The organism is Paracholeplasma morum (genome assembly GCF_016907055.1).
GTDB lineage: Bacteria > Bacillota_I > Bacilli_A > Acholeplasmatales > UBA5453 > Paracholeplasma > Paracholeplasma morum.
The window spans coordinates 112,607-135,712 of the sequence record NZ_JAFBBG010000005.1; the positions used below are offsets into that span (position 1 = coordinate 112,607).

Annotated in this window: 26 protein-coding genes, 1 pseudogene and 2 riboswitches; of the genes and pseudogenes, 26 read left to right on the top strand and 1 reads right to left on the bottom strand. The window is 35.9% G+C overall.

Annotation, left to right across the window (positions count from 1 at the left end; translation table 11 throughout):
• Nucleotides 1–97: 97 nt before the first annotated feature.
• From JN09_RS03815 to JN09_RS03850, 8 genes are all read left to right on the top strand, one after another.
• Nucleotides 98–1,879, top strand: a complete 1,782-nt coding sequence (locus JN09_RS03815; protein WP_204432853.1) for a phosphoenolpyruvate carboxykinase (GTP) — start codon at nucleotides 98–100, stop codon at nucleotides 1,877–1,879.
• 14 nt (nucleotides 1,880–1,893) lie between these two features.
• On the top strand, nucleotides 1,894–2,925 hold the full coding sequence (tdh, locus tag JN09_RS03820) for an L-threonine 3-dehydrogenase (protein ID WP_204432854.1): 1,032 nt from the start codon (nucleotides 1,894–1,896) through the stop codon (nucleotides 2,923–2,925).
• Nucleotides 2,926–2,934: 9 nt separating this feature from the next.
• Complete coding sequence (locus JN09_RS03825; RefSeq protein ID WP_204432855.1) at nucleotides 2,935–4,107, top strand: glycine C-acetyltransferase; 1,173 nt, start codon at nucleotides 2,935–2,937, stop codon at nucleotides 4,105–4,107.
• A gap of 10 nt (nucleotides 4,108–4,117) precedes the next feature.
• Nucleotides 4,118–4,588 carry a GNAT family N-acetyltransferase gene (locus JN09_RS03830; protein ID WP_204432860.1) on the top strand — a complete coding sequence of 157 codons (471 nt, stop codon included), beginning with the start codon at nucleotides 4,118–4,120 and terminating at the stop codon, nucleotides 4,586–4,588.
• Nucleotides 4,578–5,228: a uracil-DNA glycosylase gene (locus JN09_RS03835; RefSeq protein ID WP_204432862.1), complete on the top strand. Its 651-nt coding sequence runs from the start codon at nucleotides 4,578–4,580 to the stop codon at nucleotides 5,226–5,228. Before JN09_RS03830 ends, JN09_RS03835 begins: the two co-directional genes overlap by 11 nt.
• A 17-nt stretch (nucleotides 5,229–5,245) precedes the next feature.
• Nucleotides 5,246–5,337, top strand: a riboswitch (THF riboswitch).
• Nucleotides 5,338–5,379: 42 nt separating this feature from the next.
• A complete protein-coding gene (locus JN09_RS03840) occupies nucleotides 5,380–5,898 on the top strand; it encodes a folate family ECF transporter S component (RefSeq protein WP_204432864.1) in 519 nt (172 codons plus the stop codon).
• A gap of 124 nt (nucleotides 5,899–6,022) precedes the next feature.
• Nucleotides 6,023–6,733: an ABC transporter ATP-binding protein gene (locus JN09_RS03845; RefSeq protein WP_204432866.1), complete on the top strand. Its 711-nt coding sequence runs from the start codon at nucleotides 6,023–6,025 to the stop codon at nucleotides 6,731–6,733.
• Nucleotides 6,733–8,325, top strand: coding sequence for a permease-like membrane multi-spanning protein (locus tag JN09_RS03850; RefSeq protein WP_204432867.1), 1,593 nt, complete (start codon nucleotides 6,733–6,735; stop codon nucleotides 8,323–8,325). Before JN09_RS03845 ends, JN09_RS03850 begins: the two co-directional genes overlap by 1 nt.
• Nucleotides 8,326–8,360: 35 nt before the next feature.
• Here the strand turns inward: JN09_RS03850 and JN09_RS03855 are convergent, their stop codons facing one another.
• Entirely contained in the window at nucleotides 8,361–9,329 is a 969-nt protein-coding gene (locus JN09_RS03855) for a LacI family DNA-binding transcriptional regulator (RefSeq protein WP_204432869.1), read from the bottom strand.
• Nucleotides 9,330–9,398: 69 nt separating this feature from the next.
• On the opposite strand from JN09_RS03855, the gene trmFO reads away from it, so the two are divergent.
• The 18 genes and pseudogenes from trmFO to JN09_RS03940 all read left to right on the top strand — a co-directional run.
• The gene (gene trmFO / locus JN09_RS03860; protein WP_204432871.1) at nucleotides 9,399–10,676 is read left to right on the top strand and encodes a methylenetetrahydrofolate--tRNA-(uracil(54)-C(5))-methyltransferase (FADH(2)-oxidizing) TrmFO; all 1,278 of its coding nucleotides are present in this window, start codon (nucleotides 9,399–9,401) and stop codon (nucleotides 10,674–10,676) included.
• A 12-nt stretch (nucleotides 10,677–10,688) separates the two neighbouring features.
• Nucleotides 10,689–11,606, top strand: a complete 918-nt coding sequence (gene xerA, locus JN09_RS03865; protein ID WP_204432876.1) for a site-specific tyrosine recombinase/integron integrase — start codon at nucleotides 10,689–10,691, stop codon at nucleotides 11,604–11,606.
• Nucleotides 11,603–12,136 (top strand): NUDIX hydrolase, encoded by a 534-nt coding sequence (locus JN09_RS03870; protein ID WP_204432878.1) that lies wholly within the window; start codon nucleotides 11,603–11,605, stop codon nucleotides 12,134–12,136. The genes xerA and JN09_RS03870 overlap by 4 nt, the downstream gene beginning before the upstream one ends.
• A complete protein-coding gene (gene dut / locus JN09_RS03875; RefSeq protein WP_204432880.1) occupies nucleotides 12,123–12,563 on the top strand; it encodes a dUTP diphosphatase in 441 nt (146 codons plus the stop codon). The genes JN09_RS03870 and dut overlap by 14 nt, the downstream gene beginning before the upstream one ends.
• Before the next feature lie 49 nt (nucleotides 12,564–12,612).
• A riboswitch (cobalamin riboswitch) is annotated at nucleotides 12,613–12,783 on the top strand.
• A 98-nt stretch (nucleotides 12,784–12,881) separates the two neighbouring features.
• The gene (locus tag JN09_RS03880; protein ID WP_204432881.1) at nucleotides 12,882–13,280 is read left to right on the top strand and encodes a DUF4430 domain-containing protein; all 399 of its coding nucleotides are present in this window, start codon (nucleotides 12,882–12,884) and stop codon (nucleotides 13,278–13,280) included.
• 1 nt (nucleotide 13,281) lies between these two features.
• Complete coding sequence (locus JN09_RS03885; RefSeq protein ID WP_204432882.1) at nucleotides 13,282–13,815, top strand: hypothetical protein; 534 nt, start codon at nucleotides 13,282–13,284, stop codon at nucleotides 13,813–13,815.
• A 268-nt stretch (nucleotides 13,816–14,083) separates the two neighbouring features.
• A pseudogene (gene rpsB, locus JN09_RS03890) lies at nucleotides 14,084–14,764 on the top strand (30S ribosomal protein S2); the annotation flags it as partial.
• A gap of 36 nt (nucleotides 14,765–14,800) precedes the next feature.
• Complete coding sequence (locus JN09_RS07635; RefSeq protein WP_235985183.1) at nucleotides 14,801–15,040, top strand: Rho termination factor N-terminal domain-containing protein; 240 nt, start codon at nucleotides 14,801–14,803, stop codon at nucleotides 15,038–15,040.
• Nucleotides 15,041–15,135: 95 nt separating this feature from the next.
• The gene (gene tsf, locus JN09_RS03895; RefSeq protein WP_204432884.1) at nucleotides 15,136–16,029 is read left to right on the top strand and encodes a translation elongation factor Ts; all 894 of its coding nucleotides are present in this window, start codon (nucleotides 15,136–15,138) and stop codon (nucleotides 16,027–16,029) included.
• 49 nt (nucleotides 16,030–16,078) lie between these two features.
• Nucleotides 16,079–16,786 (top strand): UMP kinase, encoded by a 708-nt coding sequence (pyrH, locus tag JN09_RS03900; protein WP_204432887.1) that lies wholly within the window; start codon nucleotides 16,079–16,081, stop codon nucleotides 16,784–16,786.
• Nucleotides 16,787–16,804: 18 nt separating this feature from the next.
• On the top strand, nucleotides 16,805–17,359 hold the full coding sequence (frr, locus tag JN09_RS03905) for a ribosome recycling factor (protein ID WP_204432889.1): 555 nt from the start codon (nucleotides 16,805–16,807) through the stop codon (nucleotides 17,357–17,359).
• Between the two features lie 90 nt (nucleotides 17,360–17,449).
• Nucleotides 17,450–17,680, top strand: coding sequence for a hypothetical protein (locus tag JN09_RS03910; RefSeq protein WP_204432890.1), 231 nt, complete (start codon nucleotides 17,450–17,452; stop codon nucleotides 17,678–17,680).
• A gap of 151 nt (nucleotides 17,681–17,831) precedes the next feature.
• Nucleotides 17,832–18,533: a polyprenyl diphosphate synthase gene (uppS, locus tag JN09_RS03915; protein WP_204432892.1), complete on the top strand. Its 702-nt coding sequence runs from the start codon at nucleotides 17,832–17,834 to the stop codon at nucleotides 18,531–18,533.
• Nucleotides 18,530–19,459 (top strand): phosphatidate cytidylyltransferase, encoded by a 930-nt coding sequence (locus JN09_RS03920; protein ID WP_204432893.1) that lies wholly within the window; start codon nucleotides 18,530–18,532, stop codon nucleotides 19,457–19,459. The genes uppS and JN09_RS03920 overlap by 4 nt, the downstream gene beginning before the upstream one ends.
• Complete coding sequence (gene dxr / locus JN09_RS03925; protein WP_204432897.1) at nucleotides 19,456–20,595, top strand: 1-deoxy-D-xylulose-5-phosphate reductoisomerase; 1,140 nt, start codon at nucleotides 19,456–19,458, stop codon at nucleotides 20,593–20,595. The genes JN09_RS03920 and dxr overlap by 4 nt, the downstream gene beginning before the upstream one ends.
• Nucleotides 20,596–22,176 (top strand): M50 family metallopeptidase, encoded by a 1,581-nt coding sequence (locus JN09_RS03930; protein WP_204432899.1) that lies wholly within the window; start codon nucleotides 20,596–20,598, stop codon nucleotides 22,174–22,176. It abuts the gene before it with no gap.
• Nucleotides 22,176–22,691, top strand: a complete 516-nt coding sequence (locus JN09_RS03935; RefSeq protein ID WP_204432900.1) for an ATP:cob(I)alamin adenosyltransferase — start codon at nucleotides 22,176–22,178, stop codon at nucleotides 22,689–22,691. Before JN09_RS03930 ends, JN09_RS03935 begins: the two co-directional genes overlap by 1 nt.
• A gap of 231 nt (nucleotides 22,692–22,922) precedes the next feature.
• On the top strand, nucleotides 22,923–23,106 hold a 184-nt coding region (locus JN09_RS03940; RefSeq protein WP_204432902.1), incomplete at its 3' end, for a helix-turn-helix domain-containing protein.

Genomic DNA, 23,106 nt, shown 5'->3' on the forward strand with positions numbered 1-23,106 from the left:
AAGGTGCCTTTTTTTGGTTTTAATAGACCCTATAGAATGATATAATAAAAGTGTGATTGAAAACGCTTTTATTATTAAGAAAAGACGAGGTATAATTATGGATTATCGTAAGTTAAATGAGTGGATTACTGAGATGGCGAATCTCTGTAAACCAGACAGAATTCATTTTTGTGATGGCTCACAAGATGAATACAACCGTTTACTAGAAGAACAAGTAAGGGCAAATAAAGCGATTCGATTGAACCCTGATAAAAGACCTTCTAGTTATGCATTCTTCTCTGATCCATCGGATGTTGCAAGAGTGGAGAACCGGACGTTTATTTCATCCGTTTTAGAAGAAAATGCTGGTCCTACCAACAATTGGATTGACCCCAAAATATTAAAACCAAAGATGGAAAAACTATTTTCTGGCGCTATGAAAGGTAGAACCATGTACGTCATACCATTTGTGATGGGGCCTGTAGGTGCTACAATCGCTCAGTATGGCATTCAATTAACTGATTCGCCTTATGTTGTGTGTAACATGCGAATTATGACGCGTATGGGTGAACATATTCTAGATATTATTGAATCTGGAAAAGACTTTGTTCCTTGTTTACATAGCGTCGGTTATCCGCTAGATGGAAGACCTGATGTACCTTGGCCATCCGCACCAATTGAAGATAAATACATTGCTCACTTTCCTGAAGAAAGACTCATTTGGTCATATGGATCCGGTTATGGTGGAAATGCCCTTTTAGGCAAAAAGTGTCTAGCACTAAGAGTTGCCTCCAAAATCGGACGAGAAGAAGGCTTTATGGCTGAACATATGTTGATACTAAAACTCACCAATCCAGAGGGAAAGTCTAAGTTTATTTTAGGCGCATTTCCAAGTGCTTGTGGGAAGACCAACTTAGCAATGTTATTGCCTACCATTCCCGGATGGCGTGTGGAGACAGTTGGAGATGATATTGCGTGGATTTTTAAGAAAGATGACGGGAAACTTTATGCAATTAACCCGGAAAAAGGTTTCTTTGGTGTTGCTAAAGGAACTTCTTATAAAACAAACTATAACGCGATGAAATCCATCGAAAAAAACACTATTTTTACCAATGTTGCGATTACTGAAGACAACGATGTTTACTGGGAAGGTATGGATGAGACACCAATTAAGGCAATGAACTGGAAAAAACAACCATGGACAATTACGGATAGAGAGCCTGCTGCTCATCCTAACTCAAGATTCACAGTTTCAATCGAACAAGCACCTAATTTGGCGAAAGAATACGATGACAAGGAAGGCGTCTTAATCTCTGCAATCCTTGTAGGCGGTAGAAGGGCTTCTACCATCCCGCTTGTAACAGAAGCTTATGATTTTAATCACGGGGTTTTCATGGGTTCAATGATGGGATCGGAAATCACAGCTGCTCAAATCTCTAATGATATTGGAAAGGTTAGAAGGGACCCTTTTGCGATGCTTCCATTCATTGGGTATCACATCAAAGATTACTTCCAGCATTGGTTTGACATGAAACAAGGGACTAAGGAAGAAGATTTACCGAAGATTTATTACGTTAACTGGTTTAGAAAAAATGATAAAGGTGAATTTTTATGGCCAGGATTCGGTGATAACTCACGCATATTAAAATGGATTTTTGAAAGACAAGAAGGTACTAGAAAAGGCATTGAAACCCCAATAGGAATTATGCCTAGAAAAGAAGATCTTGATTTATCAGGACTAAAGTTAACAGATGAGGCTTTTGATGAATTGTTTAAGGTGGATAAAAACGCTTGGATGGATGAGTTAGACGATCTTTATCGTTATTATCAATCCTTGGGAGAAGTACCACAAGAACTATATGATGAGTTAATCAAGGTTAAAGAAAGATTGCTTAAATAAACAGGAGAACAAACATGTTGACACTTTCAAAAACAAAACGCGACAAGGGTTTAGAAATCATTGATAAACCACTAGAAACGAATTTAAAGAGTCATGAAGTTTTAATAGAGGTTTTATCAGCCTCACTGTGTGGGACCGATGTTCATATTTATAATTGGGATCGATGGGCAAGCAATCGTATGAATCCGCCTCTAACCGTGGGACATGAGTTTTCAGGTAGAGTATTGAAAGTTGGATCAGAAGTGGAAAGGGTTAAAGTTGGAGATATTGTTTCCTCTGAGACCCATGTAGTATGTGGCCAGTGTGAATTTTGTCGAAGTGGACGTGGTCACATATGTGAAAACACAAAAATCATTGGTGTAGACATTGATGGTTGTTTTGCAGAAATGATCAAAATGCCTGAAGCCAATTTAATTATTGATCAAAGTGGAACAGACCCTAAGTATTTATCAGTATTAGAACCACTTGGTAATGCAGTTCATACCATGTTGCACTTTGATATTATTGGCAAAAATGTGGTTGTGATTGGATGTGGTCCAATTGGGCTAATGGGGATTAATGTCGCCAAAGTAGTTGGGGCTAGAAAGATTATTGCGATTGAAGTTAATCCTTATCGAATTGGACTAGCAAAATCAATTGGGGCTGATGTCGTGATTAATCCTAAAACAGAAGACGTCATTAAACGTGTACTAGAGGAAACCGATCAGAAAGGTGCAGATGTAGTCACTGAGTTTTCCGGACATAAGAGCGCGATTGAACAAAGCTTTAAGTACATAAAAAAAGGTGGTAATATGGCTTTGTTAGGGATTACTCCTGATAAAATAGAAATAGATTTATCCAATGATGTTGTCTTTAAAGGCATTACAATTTATGGTGTTACTGGACGTAAGATGTATGAAAACTGGCAACAAGTCTCTGCGTTAATCGAATCAAAACGCATCGAATTTGATAAGATTGTAACCCATGTGATTTCCATGAAAGACTTTGAAAAAGCCTTTCAAATTATGGCTTCAGGAGAATCTGGCAAAGTTGTCATGATTCCATAAGGAGGATTTATGAACTATTTAGAGTTAAAAGTGGAACAACTCAAAAAAGATGGTGTCTACAGAATGCTTCCCGTCAATGAAACGCCTTGTGAGGCAATCATTACACTGAATGGTAAAAAAGTCATTAATTTAAGTTCAAATAATTACCTTGGACTTGCGAGCCATCCCAAAGTAAAACAAAAAGCGATTGAAGCAATTAATTATTATGGCGTTGGTGCAGGCGCTGTCAGAACCATTGTTGGAAACATGGCGATTCATGAAGAACTAGATGATGTAATCGCTAGATTTAAACGTGAAGAAGCTGTTTTGGTATTTCAAAGTGGCTATATGTGCAACATTGGGGTCATTCAAGCAGTAACTGAAAAAGGCGATTTAATCATCTCAGATGAACTTAATCATGCCTCAATCATTGATGGTGTAAGACTATCAAGAGCCGATAAAGCAGTCTATAAGCACAGTGATATGGAAGACCTAGAAAGAATCCTCTTGGAAAAAAGAAGTCAGTATAACCAAGTATTAATCATCACAGATGGCGTCTTTTCAATGGATGGTGACATTGCGAAACTCCCGGATATTGTTAAACTAGCTAAGAAATACAATGCCTTAACCTATGTGGATGACGCACACGGATCAGGCGTATTAGGTGAGTCTGGAAGGGGTACTGTCGATCATTTTTCGCTTCATGGCCAAGTCGATTTTATTATTGGGACATTATCTAAAGCGGTTGGAGTAGTCGGAGGGTATGTAGCCGGAAGTAAAGCAATGAAAGAATACTTGCTTCACCGGGCGAGACCACTCTTATTCTCAACTTCGATGATGCCTGGTGCTTGTGCAGCTATTATCGAATCGATTAAACTGTTAGAATCATCAAATGAGTACACAACTAAATTATGGGAAAATTCTAACCACTTGAAAAATGCATTAGTCAAACAAGGGTTTGATATTGGCCATTCCGAGACACCAATCACACCAGTGATTATAGGTGATGAAGCGAAAACTATGGCTTTTTCTAAAGCTTTATTAGATAATGGAGTATATGTTTCAGGAATCATTTTCCCAACTGTGCCGAAAGGTCTTGGAAGAATTCGAATGATGCCAAGTGCCCTACATGATAAAAACACGTTAGATGAGGCTGTTAAAATCATTAAAGTCGTTTGGGATCAAATAAGTAATCACGAATAGGAGGGGTTTTATGCAATTTGTTTTGGTTGAGACCAAAGAAGCTATTAGAAAAATCGAGAAGATGGCTAAAACAATATGGAATGAAGCCTACCATGATTTATTATCACAAGAACAAATTGACTATATGTTATCTAAATTCTTAACAAAAGAAGCGATTAAAGCTCAAATTAATGAGGGCTATCAATACTTCTTAGTTAAGGATGATAAAAATTGTGGGTTTGCAGCGATACAAGTAGGCGAGCGGGTATTTCTAAGTAAATTCTATCTAGATAAAACCTACTATGGAAAAGGGCTTCTAAGAGGGTTTGTTGATATCCTCAAGAAACACCAAAAACCAATCTATCTAACTGTAAACAAGCATAACTATCGTGCAATTAATGCCTATCTAAAACTAGGATTTATCAAAGAAAAAGAAGTCGTATCTGACATTGGTGGAGGTTTTGTCATGGATGATTATGTAATGGTACTCTATGACATTTGATGATATTTACTTAAAGGAATCAAAGAAAGCGTATTTTATTGAACTACTCGCTTTTATAGAATCGGAATACAGTAATAAAACTATCTATCCTCCAAAAACCAATTTATTTCAAGCTTTTAAACTTACCCCGCTTAATCAAGTTAAAGTTGTGATTATTGGACAAGACCCTTATCATAACCCTAATCAAGCAAATGGGTTGGCATTCTCTGTAAATGAAAACGTAACTTTACCCCCTTCATTAAAAAACATCTATAAAGAAATCGAAAGGTCTTTTGGTTATAGTATGTCAAATAATGGCGCCTTAAGCAGTTGGGCAAAACAAGGGGTATTATTGTTAAATACGATTTTAACAGTAGAAGAAAACAAACCCTTATCACATCAAAATAAGGGGTGGGAAACATTTACTTTAGAAATCATCAAAGCACTAAATGCTTTAAAACAACCAATCTGTTTTTTGTTGTTTGGACAACATGCCAAACAGTATGAAAAGCACTTGAATAACCCCAATCACTTAGTATTAAAGACAGTACACCCATCTCCTTTATCAGCGCATAGAGGCTTTATTGGATCAGATGTCTTTAAGAAGTGTAATGACTATTTAAAAGATAAAGAAATTTCTACAATTGATTGGAAAGTATAAGCATGATACAATACACTTACAGAGTAATAAGAAAGCGTAAAGTGACTAACCATGGGATGTTGGGTTGGTACGAACACGAAAGTGGCGGTTTTCTTATGCGTCCGCTGTAAGTTTTTTTTATAGTGGATCTCTTAAGAGGAGGTCTTTTATTTTGAGACGAGAAGTGAAATATTTAGCTTTAGCAGCCATTTTGACTGCACTGTCAATTGGTCTAGATTTGGTTATAAAAAATCTTATTCCAGTTGTGGATTTTGGGTTACCTTATTATGCAGTTCCACTCATTATCGGGGGTGTTGTGCTTGGACCCATATACGGTGGAATCATGGGGTTTATCAGCGACTATGTTGGATTTATGTTAGCGCCAAGAGGATCCTATGTGATTTTATTTGGATTAAGTGCAATCTTTTGGGGTATGATACCAGGGTTATTAATCAAATATAAAAGTAACATTTATGTGATAACAATCGCTTTATTGATTACGCATATTATGGCTACCCTATCCAATACAATCGCTTTGTGGTTAATAGCATCAGAAAAAACGGCGTTAGGGTCGTTGGCAATTAGATTGCCAATGTTACCACTGAATGTCATTATTCTTACTTTTGTGACCTATGGGCTCAATAAAAGGTTAGAACCAGTATATGATGGTTTTATGGTTAAAAAGTTTTAATAAATTAAGGATAATACGCTTATGTGTTATCCTTTTTTTGTTGAATTTATTTAAATTCAAAAAAATTCAAAATTAGTTTGTATTTATACAAATTTGTCGTATAATAGAGTTAGGAGGTACGATTATGTTAGAAATTATTAATGTTTCAAAGTCCTATGGACAAAAAAAAGCAAACGATCAAATCACTTTGACAATTGAACCTGGAGACATCTATGGGTTTGTTGGTCATAACGGTGCAGGTAAAACAACCCTTTTAAAAGCCATTGCCGGCATCATTGATTTTGAAGAAGGCGATATCTTAGTGTTAGGTAAATCTGTGAAAAAAGACCCACTTGGGGTTAAACGAGAAATTGCGTATATACCAGATAACCCTGATATCTATGAATCATTATCGGGTATTCAATACTTAAACTTCATTGCAGATGCATTTTTAGTATCGGCTATCGAACGTAAGGAACTTATTGAGAAATATGCAACTATGTTTGAGCTGTCTGATGTGTTATCTCATCCAATCTCATCCTATTCTCATGGGATGAAGCAGAAGTTGGTTATAATCTCTGCTTTGGTTCATAAACCAAAGGTGTTATTGCTAGATGAGCCCTTTGTTGGGTTGGATCCTAAAGCAAGCTTCTTACTTAAAGATACGTTTAGACACTTATGCGAAGCGGGTGCGAGCATTTTCTTTTCTACACACGTTTTAGAAGTCGTAGAAAAGTTATGTAATAAAGTAGCGATTATTAAGCAAGGCAAGATTGTTGCCCAAGGCATGACCCACGAAGTAGTCAAAGACCAATCACTTGAAACTCTATTTATGGAAATTGCGAGTGAGCACTAATGTATTTAACGCTAATTAAAGTATTCTTCAAAGAGAATTTTTCATTTAAACGTTTGTTTGGGTTTAACCTCAAACAAAGCAAAGCCAAAGTGATTGGGTTTAGTTTATTAATGCTTTATGCTTTTGGAGTGTTTTTTGCATCATTCGGATTTATGTTCTTTGATTTAGCCAAGCTTATGTCTGAAATTGATCAATTAGAGATCATTATTTCTTTTGCTGCAACTTATACGTTTGGGCTTTCTGTTATGATGGCGTTGTTAAGATCATCTGGGTATATCTTTAACTATAAAGATTATGACATCTTAGCCCCATTACCGATCAAGAACAGTACCGTATTGTTTGCGAAATTATCGGTAATGTTGTTAATGATTTATATTACTTCATTACTGTTTGTGATACCGATTTTTGCAGCTTATTTCTATTATCATAGTATTAGTTTCTTTGGGTTGGTTTATGCCATTTTAGGGTTTTTATTTACCCCTTTAATTCCAATAGTGTTGTTATCATTTGTTTCGCTTTTAATTACCAAGTTAACCAATAAATTGCCTTTTTCCAAATTACTTAACATCATTTTAATGTTTGGATTATTCATCGGTATATTTGCGTTATCCTTTGTTTCAACTGGTACCGAGACCAATCCTTTAACAGGACAAGTAGATTTAATTGGAGGCGTTTCAGAATACTATCCACTTGTAAGATACTATGCCGAAGCCGTTCATGATCATAACCATTTATCCTTCTTGCTATTGGCATTAATCTCTATCGGCGTGTTTGTTGTTTATGTATTCTTGATTCAAGGATTGGTTAGAAAAACCAATCAATCCAAACAAAATACTTATATCAATCGTAAAAAGAAAGTCACATATAATTCGGGCTCAATGAGAAAGACATTGATTCAAAAAGAGTTTAAAACTTTCTTCTCAATACCGATTTATGTTCTTAATACAGGATTAGGTGTCATTATCATCTTCGCATTATCCGTAGCAAGCTTAATCTTTAAATCAAACATCAATGAGTTCTTAGTAGAAGCAACCGAACTGAACTTGCCTATACTACCATTGTTACTGATTGTCTTCGGGTTTTCAATCGCAATGACCTTTACCCCAGCGATTAATTTATCGCTTGAAGGGAAACACTTGTGGATCTTAAAGACACTACCTGTTGACCCTTATGAAGTGATGTTATCAAAGATCTTATTCAATGTTTTATTGGTTGTGCCTGTAAGTGTCGTTGGCATCACAATGTTAAGTTATTCATTACAATTTGGATTTATTGAGATAGCGCTGTTTCTTTTAGTCGTATGTAGTTTCTCTATGTTATCTTCTATTTTATTTGGATTCATCAATTTATACTTTCCGAAGTTTGAGTTTAACTCAGAAGTGGAAGTCATTAAACAAAGCATAGGCTCATTTCTTGCCGTCTTCGGGGGATTTGCTTTACTGATTACATTTGGGTTTATGTACTATTTTCTAACGAAAGTAATCGCATCCGAATGGGCTCTACTAATCATTGGCTTAACCATGGTATTAGCTACTTACGGTTTACTAGTGTTGTTAAAACCTGTTTCAAGAAAGAAATTCTTAACCTATTAAAGAAAAAAAGGCAATCCGATTGCCTTTTTTGTTAGTTATTTTGTAGATTCTCTTTCAATTAACTTTACATCTAGTACACTATGGAACTCACTGATTGTCTCTTCATTAAGAAGTTTAACCAAGGTTTCTAGTGCAAGCTCACCCATTCTACGAATTGGTTGTTCAATCGTCGTGATGGTTGGTGAAACAAGCGTTGTATAAACGATATTATCAAAACCGACAATTTGGATGTCTTCAGGAATTTTCTTCCCCATTTTATTGATGATGTTTTCTGCGTGAATTGCTAAGAAGTCTGAAGTCGCAAATATGCCATCGATTTCTGGATGGGACTCAATAATTTTGGTGATTGCATCGATATCAGGATTTAATAAATCCCCATCATATGAGATATAAGGAATGTTGTTTTGGACAAGTACTTGTCTAAACCCTAATGAGCGTTCAGAAACGGTTAATAAGAATGATGGACCTCTAAGCTCTAAAATGTATCTAGAACCCCCAGAAATGAGTTTTTGAGCAGCAATGATACCACCTAGGATGTTATTTGACGTAATCGATGGAATGTTTTCGGATAAAATGTGATCCACCGTTACAATCGGTAAGTCTGATTTAATCAATTGATCGACATTGTGTGCATTGGATGCAACAATAATGCCATCGATGTTGTATTGTGAATAAATGTGAATATAATCTTTCTCACGTTTGGCATCGTCTTGGGTGTTAGATAACATAATCTTATAACCCAGTTTCATTGCTTGGTTTTCGATACCCTCAATCAGTTCTGCGTAGAACTGAGTATCAAAATGTGGGACCAATACCCCAATCAATTTGGAATGTTTGTTAAAAAGTGAACGTGCGAGTTCATTTGGAATGTAGTTTAAATCATTAATAGCTGTTTCTACCAGCAAACGTGTTTCTTCGTTAACATACCCTTTTTGGTTAATGACTCTAGAAACGGTTGCGACACTGACGTTTGCCTTTTTTGCGACATCTTTTATAGTTGCCATAGATAATCACCTCATAAATATTATATAATAATAATAGTTTTAAACAAACAAAAACGAAAGGTTGTTAATATGATAAAAATTATTGGAGCTGGATTGGCTGGTTCAGAGGCAGCTTACTATCTGGCAAACAAAGGACATAAAGTAAAATTATACGAAATGAGACCGATAAAAATGACCCCTGCGCACCAAACAGATTTATTCGCAGAGTTGGTATGTTCAAACTCACTTCGTTCAAATGACCCACTGAATGCAGTTGGATTGCTTAAACGTGAAATGCAGGCCATAGGGTCTTTAATTATGGAAGCGGCACTTAGCGAAGAAGTTCCTGCTGGGTCTAGCCTTGCTGTTGACCGTATTGGGTTTTCAGAATATGTGACTAAAAAGATTATGACTCATCCGAACATTGAAGTTATTAAAGAAGAAGTATCTGATATTGATATTGATGAGTATACAATCATTGCCTCAGGCCCACTGACTAGCGATCTACTGTCATCGAAAATCCAAACGCTTTTTGATGCCAAACAACTGCACTTCTTTGATGCAGTAGCCCCAATCATTGAGGCATCTAGCATCAACTATGATATTGCTTATTTTAAATCTAGATACGATAAAGGCGAAAGCGATTATATAAACTGTCCGATGACAAAAGAAGAGTATGACCGTTTTTATGAAGCGCTAACTACGGCAGAAAGGGCCACTTTAAAGGACTTTGAAGTCAATGTCTTTGAAGGGTGTATGCCAGTGGAAATTATGGCTTCTAGGGGTAAAGAAACGCTTTTATTTGGACCATTAAAACCGGTTGGCCTTGAACATAATGGATCTAAACCTTACGCAGTGGTTCAATTAAGACAAGATGATGCAGCAAAGTCATTATTTAATATCGTAGGTTTCCAAACAAACCTCAAATGGAGTGAACAAAAACGTGTCATTCAACTGATTCCTGGACTAGAGAATGCGAACATTATTCGTTATGGGGTCATGCACCAAAATACCTATATTGAATCTCCTGAAGTACTGAATGCTTGTTATCAATCGATTAAGTATCCAAAACTCTTTGTAGCAGGTCAAATCTCTGGGGTAGAAGGCTATGTTGAATCAGCAGCATCAGGATTAAGTGCGGCTTATCATTTAGATAGATTATTAAACGAAAAACCGATGTCACCATTCCCAACTGACACAATGATTGGTGCCATGAGTAGATATATTTCAACTAAAAACAAGAGTTTTAACCCAATCAATGCCAATTTGGGGATTCTACCTGAACTTGGCAAACATAAAAAACTAGACCGTAAACGCCTCTATATGGAACGTGCTACGGAATCCTTATCTAAGTATTTAGGAGAGTAAGGAAGGTTAACCATGATCTCAAACGAACAAGCCTTAAAAGCATTTGAAGACTATCTTTCAATCGAAAAACAGTATTCCTCTCTAACCGTTAAGAGCTATCTTACCGATGTTAAAGGGTTTTTAGCGTTTGTTCAAAATGAGGGGTTTTCTGATTTGTTGCTTGAGGTGACTCGTGAACGTGTTTTTGGACATTACTTGAATCATTTAAATGCCAGCAATTTTCAAAATAAAAGCATTGCGAGAAAACTATCCGCGATTAAGTCTTTTTACAAGTATCATCAACGTGTTGGAAACATTGATGTTAATGTTACGATTACACTAAAAAGCCCTAAGGTTGAAAAAAGACTGCCTAAAGTGGTCTCTGAAAAAGAACTGGATTTAATATTCCAATCGATAGATATACAAAAACCTTTAGGACAAAGAAACTATCTAATCTTTGATTTACTTTATTCTACAGGCATACGTGCCAGTGAATTATGTAACTTATCGATTAGCGATGTTGAGTTATCTCGCCAAAGGGTATTGATTCATGGTAAAGGGTCAAAAGACCGTTATGTGATTCTTCACGATAAATTAACCGAATCCTTTAGACAATATATGACCTACACAAGACCCTTGTTGTTGGCTAAAGGAGATACGCTCTTTAATCAAAAATTATTTATCAACTATAAAGGCGGCGTATTAACAACGAGAGGCTTACGCGTTATTTTAAACCAACTGTTTAAAGATGCTGGTGAGTTTGTTAAAGTATCACCACACATGCTAAGACACTCATTTGCCTCAGCATTGCTAAATCATGGTGCGGATTTAAGAGTGGTTCAAGAATTACTTGGACACGAGAACTTAAAAACCACACAAGTCTATACGCATTTAACCACAGAGAAAATTAGAACATTATATAAAGAAAGTCATCCGAGAGCTAAAAAATGAACAAAATCACAGATATGATTGTAGATGAACGCATTAAAGATTCAAAAATCCATTTGAAGAGATATACTGCAAGAGCGGTAATTCTTCAAGGACGAGACATACTAATGGCCTATTCAAAGAAGTTTGATGATTATATGACACCCGGTGGTGGCATAGAAAATGAACCCATTTTAGTGGCCTTAGCTAGAGAAGTTGAAGAAGAAACGGGCATGACCATTAAGGATATCGAGCCTATTGGGTATATTGAAGAACTTAGGTTGACGGATAATGGGCTAAACCTCTATCAAAAAAGTCATTATTTCTTCGCGAAAGTCGATCAAATCGGTAAGAAAAAACTTGAGAAATATGAATCTTCATTTGGACTTGAAGCGGTTTGGGTTCCAATTGATGAAGTGATTAAACAAAACAACTTCATCATTGAAGAAAGAAGAAAGAAAACCGTTACTGGGGTTCACCCATTCTCTACATTAAAACGAGAAAACGAAGTCCTAAACTACGTTATAAAGGAGTATTTAAATGAGAAAATTTGAAAAAATCACACACTATCAAAATGAGTCTTTCGATTTACCAAAACGTGCGACAACCCATTCTGCAGGCTATGATTTAGCAAGCATTGAAGAGGTTACAATCAACCCAAAAGAGATCAAAATGATCCCTACTGGACTTAAAGTGGCAATGAATGATGACGAGGTTTTATTGGTGTTTCCAAGAAGCTCGCTTGGCATCAAAAAAGGCTTAACTATGGCAAATAACGTAGGTGTTATTGATCAAGACTACTATAATAGTCCGATTAATGAAGGTCATATCATGATTCCAATTTATAATTTTGGAGAAGTATCTCAAACTGTGTTAAAACATGAAAGAATTGCCCAAGGCATCTTCATCAATTACTTAAAAACAGATGAAGATTTTACGACTGAAAAACGCATAAGTGGGTTCGGAAGTACGGATAAATAATTTTTCAGTTTTAACCCTTGTGTAATAAAAAAGTATAGTCTATAATGGAGTTATACTAATGGGTATTAGGTGTGCCTAGCACATAACAGGGAAGAAAGTAAAAGCTTTCGCTGCCCCAGCAACCGTAAGATGGACAATTCACAAATACCACTGCTTGAAGCGGGAAGGTGTGAAAAGGACGAAGTCGAGCCGGTAGACCTACCTATACTTACTAAGTACCGCCTGGGTGATGCGTGTATGAATCAATATTCTTTTTGATTATATAATCTATATCCTATGGCGGATATAGATTTTTTGACTATAACTGGAGGGATTTACATGTCGAAAATGAAGAAACTATGGCTTGTTATGGTGGTTTTAGGGCTATTCTTTGGTCTTTCAGCCTGCAAGACAAAACCAAACAAAGGAGACCTAGTAACCGTTAATGTTGCGATGTATCAAGAATCAAAGATTTTTGAAGGTACCTTTGAAATCAGCGAAAACTCAAGCGTTTATGAGCTTTTGGTTGAGTTCTTTGATGGGAATTACAGTGAGTTTGTAATGGAGGGTGAAACGGTCTATATGTTGAATACACTTAAGTATAAAACATATGCTTTGGAACCTGCCGATAGGCAGTATATTGCGTTTTATGTAAATGGAACTGCATCCATGAAAGGGATTAGCCAATATTACATTCAAGAAAATGATTTAATTGAGTTTAAACTAGAAAGTTACTAATATGAGAAAAAGCATATTCGACATTGCGATTATTGCCATATTTACAGGCATAGTGTTTGCTGTCGAACAAGTCTTGGCCTTTATTCCCAATGTGCAGCTAACCGTATTTTTATTGATTTTATACACCAGATTATTGGGCGGCAGAAAGACGTTTTTCATTGCGCTCTTACATACAATCATGGATAACATATATAACGGGACCTTGCTTGCTCATATGGTTATCCCAATGGCGATGGCTTGGAGCTTTATTCCTTTAACGCTTTCCACGATATTTAAAAGATTTAAATCTAGTTTTTCGTTAACAATCTTTGCGTTTGTATTTGGATTTGTATATGGAATCATCTTCATTCCATTCTCAGTCTATACTTATGGGTATGAACCATGGGCGTATTTTATGGCAGATGTACCGTTTGAATTTATGATGGCAATCTCTGGGGCTTTGTCAGTTGCGTTACTCTATCAACCTGTCTATTTACTTCTAAAAGAAGAACTGGATCATTATCATTTATTAGAAGCCAAACGCTATATTAGATAACACTCTCTTCCGGAGGGTGTTTTATTTGGGTATAGAAGAAAACCACTAGTTCATACGATTTACCCAGGAAAAATAGAACTATATTGTACAAAAATAAGCAAATGAATGAATATAAACTTAAAAAGGTTGATTTCCCATATATAATATGATATAGTTAAAAAGGCATTAAAATACACATGCTTGAACAGCTATTTGCCAGGTGCCCCTTCGGGTGGTTGAAATGGTGTATGTCAAGCAGAGGAAAAAATAACAAATGGAGGAATTAAAAATGTCAGTCGTTTCAATGAAACAATTACTTGAATCAGGCGTTCACTTCGGTCATGCGACTAGAAGATGGAACCCAAAAATGTCACGTTACATCTACACTGCACGTAACGGCATTTACATCATCGACCTTAAGAAGACTGCTGAGTCTATCGAAAAGGCATACAAGGCATTATTTGAAATCGTTTCAAATGGTGGTAAAGTTCTATTCGTAGGAACTAAGAAACAAGCTCAAGAAGCAGTTAAAGAAGAAGCAGCTAGAACTGGTCACTTCTATGTTGACCAAAGATGGTTAGGTGGAACTTTAACAAACTTCAAAACCATTCGTCGTAGAATCAAACGTTTGAAAGATCTATACGAAATGGAAACTCAAGGAACATTCGAATTATTACCTAAAAAAGAAGTTATCGGTCTTAAGAAAGAAAGAGAAAGATTGGAAAAATTCTTAGGTGGAATCAAAGACATGCAAAAAGTGCCTGAAGCACTATTCATCGTTGACCCACGTAAAGAAAGAAACGCAATCTTAGAAGCACGTATTTTAGGCATTCCAGTATTCGGTATCGTGGACACTAACTGTGACCCAGATGACGTAGACTATGTAATTCCTGCGAATGACGATGCAATTAGAGCCGTTAAACTAATCTCATATGTAATGGGTAATGCCATTATTGAAGCACAAGGTGGGGTTGTTGAAAAGTTTGATGACGCTGAAGAAGTGAATATGCAAGAAGCTTCAAGAAACGTTGAAAACAAAGAACGTCCAAGACGTCCTCGTAAAGAATATAACAATAACAACAACGATAGAAAACCTTATGTAAGAAGAGAAAATAATACAAATGCTGAAGGTTCTTCAGAATTAGCAGCAAAGAAAACAAGTGAATTACGTGACCTTGCGAAAGAAAAGAATATTCCTGGATATGAAACCATGAAGAAAGCGGATTTACTTGAAGCTTTGAAGTAAAAAGGTAAATTTTAGGGATGTTAACTCATCCCTTTTATTTCATAAAAATTCAAAAAAATAGTATAATATACTTAATAAATTAGGAGGATACGACAATGGCAGTTACTGCACAACAAGTAAAACAATTAAGAGACATTACTGGCGCTGGTATGTTAGATTGCAAAAAGGCGTTAGAACAAAATGATGGTGACATTGAAGCAGCAGTTACTTATTTAAGAGAAAAAGGTATTGCTAAAGCTGCTAAAAAGGCTGATAGAATCGCAGCTGAAGGATTATGTAATTTCGTAATCGAAGGCAATGTTGCTGTATTATATGAATTAAACTCAGAAACAGACTTCGTTGCTAAAAACGAAAAGTTCTTAGCTTTAATCGATAAAGTCGGCGAAACAATCTTCAACAGTGGAGCAAGCAATACTGAAGAAGCATTACAAGCAAGCGTAGATGGTAAAACAATCGAAATTTTATTGTCAGAAGCTACTGCGACAATCGGTGAAAAAATGACACTTAGACGTGTTACAAGAATCGTTAAAGAAGACGCACAAATTTTCGGTGCTTACAAACATATGGGTGGTAGAATTGCCTCTGTTGCAATCCTAAACGGTGGAGACGAGGTTGTAGCAAAAGACATCGCTATGCATGTTGCTGCACAAAAACCACAATACTTAGACCAATCTCAAATCTCTGCAGATACAATTGCTAAAGAAAGAGAAATCTTAGTACACCAAGCTATGGAAGAAAATTCACACGATCCAAAACCAAAACCACAAAACATCTTAGAAAAGATGGTCGAAGGTCGCTTAAACAAACAACTAAAAGAAATTTGCTTAGTGAACCAACCATTCGTTAAGAATCCAGATGAAACAGTTGAACAATATGTTAAAAACGCTAAAGCAGCTGTTGTTACATTCGTTCGCTTAGAAGTAGGCGAAGGCATTGAAAAACGTGAAGTAGACTTCGCTAAAGAAGTTATGGAACAAGTAAAAGCTTAAATTTTTAACCTAAAACTCAATTAAAAAATCTAAACATCGAGGTGGTTCTATGAGTTATAAACGCGTATTACTCAAAATGAGTGGTGAAGCCTTAAAGGGACATACAGAACATGGAATTGATCCACAAACTGTTATGAAACTAGCTAAAGAAATCAAAGAGGTCAAAGACCTTGGCATTGATGTTGGTATCGTCGTTGGTGGCGGTAACATTTGGCGCGGCAAAACTGCTGAAGGCTTAGGTATGGATAGAGCACAAGCTGACTATATGGGCATGCTTGCGACAATCATGAATGGTTTAGCCATTCAAGATTCGCTTGAAAAAATTGGTGTACCAACACGTGTGATGAGTTCATTAAACGTAAGTGAAGTATGCGAACCTTATATCAGAAGACGTGCGACAAGACATATGGAAAAAGGAAGAGTAGTCATCTTTGTTGGTGGTACTGGTTCTCCATATTTCTCTACAGATACCGCAGCGGCATTAAGAGCTGCTGAGATTGATGCAGATGTCATACTTATGGCTAAAAATGGTGTCGAAGGTGTTTATGATAAAGATCCACGCAAAAACACTGATGCGATCATGTTTAATGAACTAACGCATAAATTTGTTTTAGAACATGGTTTAGAAATCATGGATTCTACCGCTGCAAGCTTATGCAAAGATAACTCAATTGATCTAATTGTCTTTAATATGAACCAAGAAGGCAACATCAAGAAAGCCAGCTTAGGTGAAAAAATCGGAACAGTTGTCAAATAGTCAAATAGGGAGATTAATATGAACGAACAAGCAGATTTAGTATTATTTGAAATCGAAGAAAAGATGGAAAAGTCCGTCCATGCTATGCTACATGATTTTTCTAGCATTCGTACGGGTAGAGCTAATCCAGCCCTTCTAGATAGCCTAGTAGTTGAATACTATGGAGTTGACTCTCCAGTTAAGCAAATAGCTTCAATTTCAGTTCCAGAAGGGAATCAATTATATGTTAAACCTTTCGATCGTTCTTTACTAAAGAAAATCGAAACAGCAATTCAAGCTTCAAGCTTAGGGTTACAACCTCAAAATGATGGAATAGGTATTCGTTTGGTATTGCCTCAATTAACCACTGAACGCAGAAAAGAACTATCAAAACAAGCAGAAAAACTGTCTGAACATGGTAAAGTCGCGATCAGAAACTTAAGAAGAGATGCAAACGAACAAATCAAGAAGATTGGTTTGACTGAAGATTCTGAACATGGATATATTGAAGATGTTCAAACATTAACAGATACTTACATTCAAAAGATTGAACAAGCAACTAAAACCAAGATTGAAGAAATCATGGCAATCTAAAAAACGAAGAGATTATGAAATAATAATCTCTTTTTTCTTTGTGATTTTATACGACAATTGAGATATAATAAACATAAAGGAGAGGATATGATGGCAAGAAAGAAAGAAATGAGTTTATTAGAACTCATACTAGTTATTGTTCCAGTTACGAATGCGTTCGGTATTGACCGCTTTGTGATGGGAGATACTAAATGGGGATTAATTCGTTTAGTTATTGGGGTCGTTACAGTTGGAACGGTAGGTTTAATTTTGTGGCTTGTTGACTTATTCTTCTTAATTACTGGTAAGTATAACACAGACATGCTTGAATATATTAAGTAATTATTCAATGTTAATAACAGAAAGACCTTAATTTAACCACATTTATGGTGTGGGACCGATTGCGGTCTTTTTTTCATTTGTGGGAGATTTGCGTTTAATATATGAAGTCCTAAAAAAATAATGTATAATGGTTTCGAATGGTGGTTTTAATATGTATATTAATAAGAAAAATATTGAGGTTCCAAAACATCTTGCAATCATACTTGATGGCAACGGAAGATGGGCCAAAAAACGTGGGTTACCAAGAACATTTGGACACTATCAAGGTGGCTTAAATGTTGGTAGAATTGCAACTGCTGCAGATGAGTTAGGCATATCAGTCTTAACCGTATACGCTTTTTCAACTGAAAACTGGAAACGTCCAAAAGAAGAGGTTGACTATTTAATGACAACCCCTATTAAGGAGTTTGGAAAATATAAAGATAAAATTATTAACTCTAATATTGTTTTTAAACATGTCGGTAGACGTAATGAATTGTCGAAAGAAATTCTTGAACTTATCGATTATCTAGAAGAACAAACGAAAGATCATAAAGGGCTTTTATTACAGGTTGCATTTAACTATGGTTCATATGATGAACTTTTAACGGCTTATAGGAAACTAATTGAAAAAGGCGTTACTGACCCAAGTGAACAAGATATCTGGGATAGCCTTTACGTTAAACAACCAGTAGACTTATTGATTAGAACCTCCGGTGAGCAAAGACTTTCAAACTACTTGCTGTGGCAAATGAGTTATGCAGAAATGTACTTTACAAAGGTCCACTGGCCAGCTTTTAATAAACGCAGACTCATTAAAGCAATTAAACACTACAATAAACGCGATAGACGTTATGGAGGACTTAAAAAATGAAACAACGAATTATTACAGGGCTAGCTCTGCTAGCGATATTCATCCCTATTGTCATTTTAGAACCATTATTTTTAGTGTTCCAAATAATGATGATTCTAATGGTGATTGTAGGGGCTATAGAACTAATTAACATGTATAACAAAGAAAAAAAGTTCTCCAAAATTCCAATGATAGCAACCATTATTGCTGCAGTATTAACGTATCTATCCGCTGTACTTGCTTGGAGTAGTGATCCAATCGAAAACACGCTGACGCCAATTGATATTAAAATTAACTTCGTATCTATCGCAATGGTAGTTGTATTCTTTATGTTTGGATTAATCGTATTTTACGATGATTATGACGGCTCTGATATCGGTAAGTCGATTACGATTATCTACTATATGGGCTTAGGTGCCGCCGCAATATCCATTTTAAGACTAATTGGGGTTCGATTCATAGTCTATCTCTTCATCGTAACGATAGCCACCGACATGTTTGCCTATTTCTTTGGGATTAGGTTTGGAAAACACAAGATGAGTCCAAAGATTAGTCCTAAGAAATCTTGGGAGGGTGCAATTGCAGGTACGCTAATTGCAACCGTTTTAGCTAGCTGTTTTGCCCTATTTTATGGGTTTCTATTTGAACCAGGGTCGTTCTTAAATCGTACTGGTCAAATGACACTGCTTGAAAACATCACAAGTATTGGGTCTAAAGAGATTTATATCCAAGCATTAGTGATTGTGCCAATTACACTGGTTGCATCCGTGCTAGGTCAAATAGGCGATCTTGTTGCATCCAGATTAAAAAGAACTTATAAAGTTAAAGATTTTGGGAAGGTCTTTCCTGGCCATGGTGGCGTATTAGATCGCTTTGATTCAGCAATCTTTGTATCACTCTTCTTAGTTGCCATCTTCATGGCCTTGAATCAAGTGTTCCCAGCATGAAAAACATCATATTACTTGGTGGTAGCGGCTCTATAGGAAGACAAACCCTAGATATTTTAGCTCAATACCCAAAGAAATTTAAACTATTAGGTATCTCATTAGGCGATAGAGACATCGATTATAACTTAGATGTAATCGAATCATTTAATCCGGTTATGGTTTGCTTAAGAAGCACAAATGACTTAGAAACTTATCAAAACTTATACCCAAATGTTCTATACGTAATTGGTGATGAAGGATTACTCACTTTATCAAAGTTAGAACAAAAGGCTATTTTAGTGAATGCACTAATGGGGTCTGTAGGCCTTAAACCAACTGTAGAGGCCATTAAGTCCGGCAAGGACATTGCCTTGGCCAATAAAGAAACATTGGTTATGGCGGGTGATTTAATCAATGAATTAGTTAAGACCTATAAGGTGAAACTATTACCGATTGATTCTGAACACAATGCGCTTCTTCAAGCCATTTTAGGTGAGAATAAAAAAGATGTCTTAAATGTTACGATCACAGCCTCTGGTGGATCTTTTAGAGATTTATCAAGAGAAGACTTGATGAATGTATCTAAAGAGGATGCTTTAAAACATCCAAATTGGAGCATGGGTGAAAAGATTACCATTGATAGCGCAACGATGATGAATAAAGGATTAGAAGTCATCGAGGCACACCATTTGTTTAATCTTCCTTATGATAGAATTCACACAATCATTCACAGAGAATCTATTATCCACGGAATGGTAACGTACCAAGATCAATCGACAAAAGCCATTTTAGGATACCCAAATATGCGCATGCCGATTTTATATGCGTTGTCTTATCCAAGACACTTAGCATTAGACGCTAAACCTTTAAACTTGGATGAGTTAAAGAAACTCACTTTTGAACCGATGGATCTAACTAGATTCCCCTTATTAAAACTTGCTTATGAGGTAGGGATTAAGGGTGGGTTGTATCCAGTCGTAATGAATGCAGCCAATGAGAAGGCTGTAAAGCTATTTTTAGAAGGTCAAATTAGTTTCTTAGATATTGAGAGACTTGTATATAATGCAGTTAGCAATTATAAAGAAACAATCAAGAAACCTTCTTTGGAAGATATCTTGAGAGTAAACCAAGAGATTTATGAAAGTGTAGGTATCTAAATGGATTTATTAATAAACATTGTAGCCTTTGTGTTTTCACTAGGGCTTATCGTTGCTTTACATGAACTGGGACATTTTTTCTTTGCTAAGAAAGCAAATATTTTATGTCATGAATATGCCATTGGAATGGGGCCACTCCTATGGTCTAAAAGAAAAGGCGAAACTCTTTATTCAATTAGAGCTATTCCTATCGGGGGATTTGTCTCTATGGCTGGTGAGCAAATCGAGAATGCTTTGCTTTCAAAAGGCCAAACCATCGGGGTTAATTTTGAAGGGGATTTGATTAAAGAAATCATCTTAAACAATGCAAAACCTGCTGAAAAAAACCTTATTATTGAAAGTTTTGATTTATATGATGATAAGAATCAAGGGCTATTTATCGAGGGAACAGATGAAGGTGTAATGCGTTTTTATTCAGTTAAAAAAGATGCATTTTATATCTTATCAGAAAAGAAAAAGATACAAGTAGCGCCATATAACCGTTCTTTTGAGTCTAGATCATTATGGCAAAGATTCCTAACCATCTTTGGTGGACCAGCAATGAACTTTGTCTTAGCGTTTTTCATATTTTTAATTGTTGCTTCAATCCAAGGTAAACCAGTTAATTCAAATGTGATTGGGCAAATCGTTCCAAACAACCCTGCAAACTTTGCATCGATAGTGTCTGGGGATAAAATTATATCGATTGATGGTGTTGTTGTGGATAATTGGACTACCATTGGACAAGCACTAAATGATTCAATGGGAGAAGAAAACCTATCAGTAGTCATCGAAAGAAATGGACAATTGATTACGCTCTTTGTTAATCCTAGAATTGATATTAATGCTATGGGTATCTCAAACTACTACAAAGAAAAGATTGGTGGGAATGACATATATGGTGTCAAACTATCCAATGGCGGTGCTGTTATTGGGTCATCTTTTGGTATATCCAAAGATTTATTGAAAACAGATGATATCATTACAGCTGTTAAACTTAATAACAAGACCTATACTATCTCTTCTTGGGCTGATTTAGTTTCTGCAATTAACCAAGAAGAAGGTGGAGATGCGGTCATTACAATAAAACGTGGTCAAGAAACCCTAACAGTTAATTTACCAATTTGGGAAGACAGTGTGTTATCTAGCCAAGGCGTAGAAAAAACCAGAACCACTTTGGGTATCTCTCCAAACACTAAATTCGATTTTGTGTATAGTATTTCTAGTGGATTCACAAGCATTGGAACATCTGTTAGTCAAGTTATCGCTGTAATTGGACTTTTATTTGGTGGCTCAGATCAGATTTCTGTAAGTAACTTATCTGGCCCAGTTGGTATTTTCAACATTGTTGGTCAATATGCGCAACAAGGATTTGCTGCATTCTTATTCTTTGTTGGATTCTTATCCGTTAATATCGGCGTAATGAACTTACTTCCAATCCCAGCACTAGATGGTGGACGTCTGGTATTCCTTGGTATTGAAGCAGTTATTCGTAAACCTTTAAACCGTAAAGTCGAAAATACGGCAAACAATATAATGTTCATTCTCTTAATGGCGTTGTTCGTTTATGTCACATTCTATGATATCTTGAGGTTATTTTAATGAAGATTTATACTAAGAAAGGCGATTTAGGCGAAACAGACCTTATTAGTGAACGCGTGTTAAAATCCAATCAAGCCATTCATTTGGTTGGTGAGTTAGATGAAGCATCTGCCCGATTGGCACTTGCAAAGCACTATATTCAAGATGAAGAGATTTTAAGAGACTTAGAAAAAGTTGATCATTACTTATTCTTGATTTCATCCATCCTGGTGGATCCATTAGGTAAACTCGGATTGTTTGTTGATCCTGATGCAACCATAGAGTTAGAAGAAGCAATCGATGTGATGGACATCAAATTAGCACCGCTCAAAAGATTCATCACGTATGATGGCTCTGTTGAGGCCATTCAAATCTCTCTTCTAAGAACTCAAGTGAGAAAAATAGAAAGATTGCTAGTAGGGTTTTCTACGGATGAAGCCATCCTCAAGTACATTAATAGATTATCAGATTATCTTTTTACGCTGATGAGATACTTAAACTACAAAGCAAATATCTCTGAAACTTTCAGAAAATAACTTTTTAACCCACTCAATTTAGGTTGAGTGGGTTTTCTTATTGACTAGGAAAGTTCATCTTTTATTGTTCTATCAGCTAACAACCACACAGTTTTTTTGATAAAAATTTTGATGTAACCCCATTTTAATCACCTCTTTTCATCACTTTTTATATAATTAAATATTTATATAAAATATATATTTTATAGGCTGTTTATGGTATAATTTGAGTAGGAAAGGAGAACCCCATTTATGCCTTATAAAGCCCTTAAAACAAGACTCACTCTAAATCCAAATCAACACCAGTTTTTGTTATCTTTAATGCGTGCTTCAAGAAGTCTTTATAATCAAGCCCTTTATAATGTGAGACAACATTTCATTAAAACAAATGAGTACTTGCCCTACAATGAAAACTATCAACTACTCAAAGACAGTG